Origin of the sequence: Natranaeroarchaeum aerophilus (assembly GCF_023638055.1) — an archaeon.
GTDB classification, from domain to species: domain Archaea; phylum Halobacteriota; class Halobacteria; order Halobacteriales; family Natronoarchaeaceae; genus Natranaeroarchaeum; species Natranaeroarchaeum aerophilum.
Genome location: NZ_JAKRVY010000020.1, coordinates 1 through 9,200, shown reverse-complemented (window position 1 = coordinate 9,200; position 9,200 = coordinate 1). Strand labels below are relative to the sequence as shown.

The following is a 9,200-nucleotide window of genomic DNA, read 5'->3' as shown; positions in this document are numbered from 1 at the left end:
CAACTCCTTTGATTTACTGACTCGTTCCGCCGCTATCTAGTGATTCAACGCAGCCCCTTGTCCTCATTAGTCTACCATTCTTTTGGATAACGTGTAGTGATGGAGGATACGGGCCGGACGGGCCGGACGGGCCCCCGGGAGGGTACGAACTCATAGGGTTCACTGGCGTTACAATCACCTACACGCCTGACGGTGGGGTCAACACGTGTACTGCTGGGCTGGGGCCAGTGTATCTTCCGGTCGGACTTGCCATGATACTAGCTGCACTCGTCCGGTAACTACCCCACCTGTACTGAACGTTCACTACAGAGTCCGGAGGGCGTGTGCTCTATTGTATGACACGCTGATTCAGTTATATCGCGCGCCACTTTTTTGTAGCCGCAGTGAAACCTTGTATCTAGCGGATCGCATGACGGCATCGACCCCCGTGATGGATCGGAACGAACTCTTTCGCGCAGAGAGAGGGTTCTTTATAAGGAACTCGACGCTGTCTGTTGAATCTACTTCGTTCGGAAAACGAATGGGCGCTGCAGGTGCTGGTCACACCCCTGAACGACGAACAGGGACACTCCACTGGATTCGTCTATTATCCCGCTCCCCTCCTGGGATTCGTTTTACCACACAACGAACCCATGAGTCTGGAACCAATCACACCTGAACGAGCACTCGAACTGTACCTCGAGCACCGTCGCAATGAAGTCGCTCAAGCGACGCTTCGGTCGCATAAATCACGCTTAGGACACTTTGTGAGGTGGTGCGACGACCAGGACATCGACAATCTAAACGCGCTCACCGGTCGGATTCTCTACGAATACCGTATCTGGAGACGCAACGATGGAGACCTGAATACCGTTAGCGAAAAAACTCAGATGGCCACGCTGCGAGTGTTTGTCAAGTGGCTCGAGTCCATTGAGGCAGTCTCAAACGATCTTCACACCAAGGTTCAACTTCCAAGCCTTGCAGCTGACGACAACATCCGGGACGCAATTTTGGGACCAGAACGGGCCGCAGAAATTCTCGAACAACTACGGACATACAACTACGCCTCACTCAAACACGTGACCATTGCTTTGCTCTGGCATACAATGATGCGCCGGGGATCTGCCCGTGCAGTCGATGTTGGTGACTACTCTCCAACAGAGCAGTATATCGAGGTTTTTCATCGGCCTGCTACTGACACTCCAATTAAAAATCAAGAGAAGGGTGAACGACTCGTGGCTGTTTCAGACGAAGTGTGTGCTGTTCTTGATGATTGGATTGCAGACCGACGGCCAGAAGTGACTGATGAGTACGGACGTGAACCCCTCTTAGCTTCTCCCCAGGGTCGCATTCACAAATCGACCATTGCACAGTACGTCTACATGCTCACACGGCCATGCGTACAACTAGACAACTGTCCCCACGACCGCGATATCCAATCGTGTGAGGCGATAGAACGCAACGGGGCGTCGAAATGTCCCTCAAGCGTGTCACCACATGCGATTCGTCGAGGTGCAATCACCCATGCACTCAACAATGACGTTCCAGAAAAGGTTGTCAGTGATCGTGCGGATGTCGGCCCTAATGTTCTCGAAAAACACTACGACCACAGAAGCGAGCACGAAAAGATGGAGCAGAGACGAAAGTATATCGAAATGTTATAAAAGGGCCAGTTTTTGATCCTGTTGTCCGGTTCTGTCGAACATTTAGGGATTGAGTTTCTAATTTAGATACTGTTCGTGCTTGGACCGTTTGATGAGAGCTCTCGCAGCTTTTTGTTGATACTGTTTTTTTATTTTTTCGTTTTGATTAGTGGTCAATATGATTCTGTGCCCGAGAGTGTACACTGTTGCACTGTCATCATACCCGTCGGGGTCCTTCACTTTTGAGATAACTCCAATATAGTCCCACCAGTTGATAAGCTCGTCAGCACGAGAGCTTGCCTTCTCCCGGATTATCGCTCCCTGCTGAGCCTGGAGGAACTCCACTAGTTCTTCCCGACTGATATGGAACGTCGTTTTATTACTATCGTTGGCGTGGACCTTGTCCAAGTACGGTGGTAAGTACTGATAGATTCGCTGATGATGAGAGTCATAGAATAAGTCAAACGCTAAGTGTTCTGTGTCAGCGAACTCGATACCGTCAGACAGAAGCTTTGATAGTTCTCCGTCTGGGTTGTGACCAGTCCAGTCCACTCCATCAAATTCTTCGACCAATGAAATCGTTTCTTGGTTGCCGCTCACTAACTCCCAGACAGAAACAGGCCAGTGGTTATCTTCCTCAGAAAACTCATTAGCAATATTTTCTGGTTGAATCCTCGAAATAGCTACTGCTCCCTCAATTTTGTCTTCGTCGATTATCACCGAAAGTTCTTTTTCGATACTGTTCATCTCGGACTCGACATAGCTACAGAGATTTTGTAGGCGCTCGTAAGTTTTTTCAGCGTTTTTCTGTTGTACAACAGCTAATACGACGATCGTTCCGCGCGACTCACTGTGTGCTACGAACAGATCTGCTGGCCCGTCTTCATGCTGATCAAATGAGAGAGAATCAGCAAGTTCCCACTCTGTTTCTGAGGCAAAAACGTTACCAAATTGGAAGGAAGAGGTAAGAGTGGCGCGAAGGATGAAACGACGGTTATACAGATTCACCTCCTCTTGATATTCCTCTAATTCATCTTGTAGTGGTTCATCTGTCTCATCATATTCAGCTATTTCCCCGACGATCTCTTCTTGTTCTGCATCGGTCGCTTCGTCTATAAACTCATCCCTGAGGCTCTTCCAACCATTCGCTTTCCCACGGATTGTCATTCATTTCCCTCCATTTCGGCAACTGAGAGAGCCATCGCTGAGCTATCTGCATTATTGTGTATCGCCCTGAGAACCCCAAAGAACGTTTCTAGCTTTTCTTGGTCAGCACGGGGGAATAAACGTAGTGCCTCAGCGTCACCCCTAATATCGAAGTAGATCTGGTCCTCTCGGTGGTAAGCGGTGGTTGAGTAGTATAGAGGATCTGATTCCATATAAGGATCAATCGGTATATATCCTCTGTTAGCGAGAGCATCAAACGTTGCTTGGATTTCATCGGCACTAAACTGACTATCTTCTGCAGGATTATTTTTGCCTGGTTTGATGAGTGCCGGTGTTGATTGCGATATCTGTGTTTCATTATCCCCGATAGTTACAAAAGATGTCTCAGTATCGTCGTATGCTCGCTTCACGTTTAGAGTGTCTTCGATAATTGGTTTGACTTCTTGGAGCATATCGGTTAACTTCCCCTTCTTTAGCTTTAATACACCGTTTTTATCAATTTTGAATATGAAGTAGTCCATATCTCCCGAAGAGTATGGATATTTGATTCTAACTGAGCTAATTAGAACACCGAATTCTTTCCGCAAGACGGGGATAGCTGATGCAGCATCCTCTCCCCAAAACGAAACTGAGCGTTTCTTTTCCGAATCCAAGTTCGAACTGATCTGTGAACCACTCTTGTGCTTGAGATGAACTTCATCGACATAGGGGATGTCGATCTCCTCCCCAATGTGGTCTGGCAGTTTACTAGTAACTCTCTTGACAAGACGTTCAATAAGATTGGGTGTTACGTGGAGTTTGTTCGTCTGTGGAATCCGGCGTAAATCCTTGATCAGTACATCATCAACATACTTTGTCTTTGGCTCATCAGTATAGAAAATAAAGTACCCTATGTCGTCATCCCCTGTCTCTTTGGCAAAGTAAGCTCCATGAGATTCGTCTTGGTTCTCTGTTTCGTGGGCTAATTTTGTGACAGCACCATATTCCTCCTCTATATCCCAGTTTCTTGATAGCCTTGATAACCAATCAATCAGCTCATCTGCCCCTAAGTCGGTAACTCCCGGAACCACATGCAAGTCACCATCGCATAGATTCTTGTAGTATGAATCAAGATAATTATTGAAGTCCTCAATATCTTCAAACTCAGTTCTAACCGCACCCTCTGGGAGCTCATCGGACTCATCAGATTCCTCCTGAGGTATCTTGAAGACGGTCATGGCATAAACTCTGTGAGTAACTTACATTAAACTTGTTAGTATCTGGTATAAATCAGCTTCCGTGGACAATGTTTTGTAGATGGCCAAATGAAAGCTAATAACCAGTCCTCTATGCCAGATTGCTCATTTAATCCAAGGCCGGAGGATGTTCCAAACGGCTATAGCAATAAGTGCCCGCTAAGTGCTTGGGAAGAATCATCTGAGGGGCATTGTATTCTACATGCTGAGTTGGAACCCAAACCGCACACATTGATTAATCAAGCACTATCTGAGCACTCAAGTCCAGTTGTAAATGCAAATCTGACTGGAATTGATGACGGATCTGATCTAGATTTCTCCGATGCCCAGCTTCCAGGCGCAAACTTTTCGAACTCATCTCTTAGGAGCGTTAGTTTCGAGGGGGCCTTACTGAAGGAGGCTAAATTTGTTGAATCAGATTTAAACAGTGCTGAATTCACTAATGGAGCAGATTTAACTAGTGCTAATTTCACTGGCTCAAATTGTTTGCGAACTAATTTTTCCAAAAGTACTATTGAGTTCACCGATTTTAACAACGCGATAATAATTGGTGCCAACCTGTCTTATGTAAAGGGTTCGAGATCCGAGTTCATAGATGCCGAAATTGTGGACGCTGACTTCTTCCAGAGTGATTTAAAGAATGTAGATTTTGCGGGTGCCGAGATCCGTGAATGTAGGTTTCAAGCTTCGGACCTAAGTGGCGCAAAATTCCCTGGAGCAACATTGAATGAGTCCAGCTTGGTAGACACTAACTTAACCGAGACTCGGCTTGCGAATGCGACTCTTGACGAACGAAATGACTACGGGGAACGTTTGCTGTTAGAGTATCAGGCCGACAGAGAAGCCGAGCCGGAATGGCTGATAGAGTGTTTTAACCTACCACGAGTGGAGGAATTAGGTATCGGTGTGAAATCGGAACGCCCTCTTGGAAATAAGAAATCAAGTCGGACTGCATCGGACACAGCTCCAGACTCACCGTTCGAAGAAGTCTATGAACGCGATTATTGGTGGTTCCAATGTCGCGTTCTAGCCTTAGCTCGATTCCCTCAAAGACTTTGTACTCAGATCAAGCGATTGTGGTCCTGTCTCCCATACATCTCCAGTAATGATACATCAACTCAACATCGTTTACTAATCAATGCCGAAAACACGTATTCAGAACTCAAATCCGCCTACCGAGGTAGCGCATGGTCCAGTCTTGCACGACGATTCAATATCCGAGAAAAAGAAGCCAGAAAAAAGAGAGTATCCCCTCTAAGAGCCTGGTTTAGAGACGCACTATTGTACCGGGTTATGCGTCATGGAGAAAGCCCTGGACAGGTATTGAAAGTCGGTTTGACTCTCTGGATTCTGTCTACTGCTTTATTCCTTCACTTCGGGATTCGTACAAACACTGGGACAGTAATCCAACTAAACCTATTTGGCAAACTAGATATTGAACTGTTAGTCCGCTCATTGTTATTCACTTTGAGGCGGATATTTACCTTCTCAAGTGGTGGGTACGAGCTCATCCGAGGCGAATTATGGGCCACAACGCTATCAATCGTTGGCGCGTTATTACAAGCCGTATTGATCTTTACTCTTGGTCGGCGGGCAGTTGCTTAATAGAATGTTTCTTCAGCAACTTCGAATCCCTCCGCTCTATTGAAATCCTCTAAACGTATACTCTATCAGTAGCACTCATATTTGAGCTCACCAAGAGGTTATACGCATGGTCCCCGATCCTGAGTTACGAGTACTGTCGTGGAATGTACAGGGCGCGGTGCCGCCAAATGGGAGTATTGAACGGATCGAGAATCAAATCAAGTTCCTTGGAGAAGAGGCGAATCTTCCTGATTTGGTAATGCTGAATGAGGTAACAACTGTGCAACGAGGGCGCTGGCGGGAATCTCTGGCAGAGATAGGCTATACAGAGATTATTGATACCTTGGAGTGGGCAGCGGAACTTCGGGAGAGTACGGTGCCGCCACATCAAGATTACAACCACGTAAATGGCAATCTCATAGCGCTGCATGAATTGAGCAACGCGTCCGAACTGACTCGCTTGAGTCCGAGTATCCGGTACGGGCCGTGGGAGAACGCTGATCTAAAGGACTGGGATACGAACGTGCCTGAAAAGATTCTCAATGCCAAAGTCACTCTGGGTGGGCGTGAAATCGAACTATGGAATATACGCGCAGTTCCGGGCAGTATGCACGGTGAAGAGAAACTCAATATTTTGGAGAACACGTACAATCGGATCATGAAGGGGACTGAGTCCCCCTGCATTTTGGCCGGTGATTTCAACTCCCCAAAAGCGGAGTTGGCAGATGGCACAACTATTCCCTGGCGGCATGATCAAGAGGGTGAGCTGGCCCAACGATGGAAGGAAGCGGAATTGAATATTCTCCTCGGGCTTGAGGAGAAGGGGATGGCCGATGTATTCCGAGTGCAACACGGCTACGGCGAACTGGATATTTTGGATGTAAGCCACGCCACTCGAACTGACGATCCGGAATCAGTCGCCCCTGCAGAAGTCAAAGGTAAACGGTTCGACCACATGATTGCCTCCGAAGAACTCAATCTACAGGACTGCTACTACGACCACGCCGGGTTCCATTGCAGTGACCACGCACCTCTTATCGCGGACTTCAACGCATAGTCGGATAACACATTGAATTCGTGCAGTCTATTTCGATGTGACTGGGCGAAACATACGCTAACGGAATCCACGTCCGGCTCAGATAGATTTCTACCGCCGACGGTGATGTACAGGTCGCCCCTTTGATAGAACTTGTATAAAACCAACTGTTATCGGTATTGAAGTATCTACTAAAATAACCATTATTTGCCATGCATATGTATACGTGTGAAAAAATAAATTGCGGGATCTAAATGGCAAAGAATATCTTTTCCCGTACAGGTCAAGACACAGAAATTGGATAACCCACTAAACAGGCGAAAGAACTCTTTAGAACCTGATTCCTGCTCAGCGGTTGTTTTTAGCTGACCAAGTTAAAATGGACACTGAAAAAACAAATTCAAGATAAATAAGTATTTGCAGTCTTATACAAATTCTCTGGTTTAATAATATATTTATTATTTGTTATGTTGTGGCACTTCTTTTATATAAATAGATAAGTACAAAATGTGTTTTATTGCAAACAATATCCTCCGGAACTCTAATGTTATAAACTGAGGGTTGCCCAACTTAAACTTAAATAAACAGTCTATTCAAGTTTTGCAGAAAAGATATTGTGTCACCAAAACCAACTAAATAGTCAATTATGAATCATCACGAAACTCCTCTCTGTTGTTAGGTTGGGTCGGATACAAGTTGATTCAAATTATGATTCAACCAATCAGATCCAACAATTGAGTTGGGTGGTTGTTTGTTTGGTTTAGCAAGGTTGTTCGTTTTGTTGGGGGTAAACAACCACAACAACAAAAACAACAACTCCAAATTTTACCGAAACTATAGAAAGAATTCCAATTCCCTAGGCTTATAGTAAAGAGTTGTATGATCCTGCCTGTGCTTCGAAGCAAAAAGAAGTACGAGCTCATCAAGGTCACGCGTCCTGATCCGACATGGGCTTCCGAACGCAGGCGAGATGGAAGCGGAGCGCTCCTGGTAAGATGTTCCGCTTCCACCACGCGGGACCTTACACGGTGGTCCCATACCGAACTACAACGTCATGTAGTAAGGAGTTTCCGCCGTGTCTGTCCTCGAAACGACCATCGTGTAATGAGATCTGACAAAGACAGACATGATTCGACGACAGCATAGGAAGAACACTCCACACGAATACACCGAGGTACCAAGATCTGGAAACCTTGACCCGATCGTTCCAGACAAAGCCTTGGACATGTACATGCGGCACTCTTGTGGCGAATTAGCGAAGGCCACACAGGTGTCTCAGCTGTCGAGGTTGTCGTTCTTCCGAGAGTTTTGTGACAAACACGGTATTGAGAATATGAACAACCTGACCGGGCGTGATCTTCACGATTATCGCATCTGGCGTCGGGAGGATGGTGACCTGAACAAGGTCAGCGAGAAGACCCAGATGGATACCCTTCGGGTATTCATCCGGTTCTGTGAAAAAATCGACGCAGTCCGGCCAGGCCTCTCAGAGAAGGTACAATCCCCCTCGTTGAACGATGACGAAAATGTCCGCGAAAGCATGGTCAGTCACGACCAGGCAATCTCAATTGTTGAGTACTTAGAGAAGTACCAGTACGGCTCACTCGATCACGTCGTCTGGGAGCTCCTCGCCTCAACCGGAGTGAGAACGGGAACGCTGCATGCACTGGATGTTGGCGACTATCGTCCTGAAGCAGAGCACGCCCATCTCAAAATCTGCCACCGTCCAGGTGAAACTCCAATCAAGAACGGCACATCCGGAGAACGTCGGATCTACCTTCCCAGCACTAGTGAGGTGATTGACGACTATCTCGAGGACCAACGACCTGATGTTCAGGACGAATACGGTCGTGATCCTCTATTGGCAACCTCACATGGGAGGATCTCGAAGAGCACGATCCGGAAGTACGCGTACAAGTGGACCCGTCCCTGTGCGCTCTCAGGCGAGTGCCCCCATGGGAAGACAATTCCAGAATGTGAAGCAGCGGCCAGAGCGAACAAGGCTTCAATGTGCCCATCCAGCAAATCTCCGCATCCAGTTCGTCGGGGATACCTGACGTTCGAGTTGGAGTCTGGTGTTTCCGAAGCGATACTCGGTGAGCGTGTCGATGTGAACAGATTCACGCTCCGGAAACACTACGACAATCGTTCAGAACGCGGGAAGATGGCACAGCGGAAGGAGTTGTTCAAGGATGCTCACCGGAAGGGCTCAGGGGATCCCGTATGATCTGGGCTCTTCGACTTCATGGTAGACACACCACTGCCGTCTCCGGGTTTCGACCCTTTATATACGATACATCCACTCGTCGGAAGTTGACGTATCGTACACGTCAACAGGTGATGAACGGACGTACCGTATATAAATGCATGATCAAGGCACGAGAACACATTATCGAGATTGCATGACTGACAAAGACAAACCTAGGTTGGACAGGATCGTTGAGCGGTTAAAGAGTGGTGAATTTGGGCATGAGAGCGATCTAGAGCTCCTGCTTAAGTTCCGAGCGTGTCATAGAATCAATCACAGGGTCTTGAGCTTCGTCCGTCCGGGATTGT

At 47.1% G+C, this 9,200-nt stretch carries 6 protein-coding genes; 4 read left to right on the top strand and 2 right to left on the bottom strand.

The annotated features are described in order from the left end of the window. Positions 1 to 632 precede the first annotated feature (632 nt). Positions 633 to 1,643 (top strand): tyrosine-type recombinase/integrase, encoded by a 1,011-nt coding sequence (locus tag AArcSt11_RS16680; RefSeq protein WP_353617834.1) that lies wholly within the window; start codon positions 633 to 635, stop codon positions 1,641 to 1,643. Positions 1,644 to 1,700: 57 nt separating this feature from the next. On the opposite strand, the gene AArcSt11_RS16675 is transcribed toward AArcSt11_RS16680, so the two are convergent. Both AArcSt11_RS16675 and AArcSt11_RS16670 read right to left on the bottom strand, forming a co-directional pair. Next, on the bottom strand, positions 1,701 to 2,789 hold the full coding sequence (locus tag AArcSt11_RS16675) for a PLC family EF-hand domain-containing protein (RefSeq protein WP_250598807.1): 1,089 nt from the start codon (positions 2,787 to 2,789) through the stop codon (positions 1,701 to 1,703). Next, positions 2,786 to 4,006, bottom strand: coding sequence for a hypothetical protein (locus AArcSt11_RS16670; protein WP_250598805.1), 1,221 nt, complete (start codon positions 4,004 to 4,006; stop codon positions 2,786 to 2,788). Before AArcSt11_RS16670 ends, AArcSt11_RS16675 begins: the two co-directional genes overlap by 4 nt. An 87-nt stretch (positions 4,007 to 4,093) precedes the next feature. Between AArcSt11_RS16670 and AArcSt11_RS16665 the strand changes: the two genes are divergently transcribed. From AArcSt11_RS16665 to AArcSt11_RS16655, 3 genes are all read left to right on the top strand, one after another. Beyond that, on the top strand, positions 4,094 to 5,629 hold the full coding sequence (locus tag AArcSt11_RS16665) for a pentapeptide repeat-containing protein (protein WP_250598803.1): 1,536 nt from the start codon (positions 4,094 to 4,096) through the stop codon (positions 5,627 to 5,629). Positions 5,630 to 5,735: 106 nt separating this feature from the next. After that, positions 5,736 to 6,665 carry an endonuclease/exonuclease/phosphatase family protein gene (locus AArcSt11_RS16660; RefSeq protein ID WP_250598801.1) on the top strand — a complete coding sequence of 310 codons (930 nt, stop codon included), beginning with the start codon at positions 5,736 to 5,738 and terminating at the stop codon, positions 6,663 to 6,665. A 1,105-nt stretch (positions 6,666 to 7,770) separates the two neighbouring features. Beyond that, positions 7,771 to 8,871 (top strand): tyrosine-type recombinase/integrase, encoded by a 1,101-nt coding sequence (locus tag AArcSt11_RS16655; RefSeq protein WP_250598799.1) that lies wholly within the window; start codon positions 7,771 to 7,773, stop codon positions 8,869 to 8,871. Positions 8,872 to 9,200: the final 329 nt, after the last annotated feature.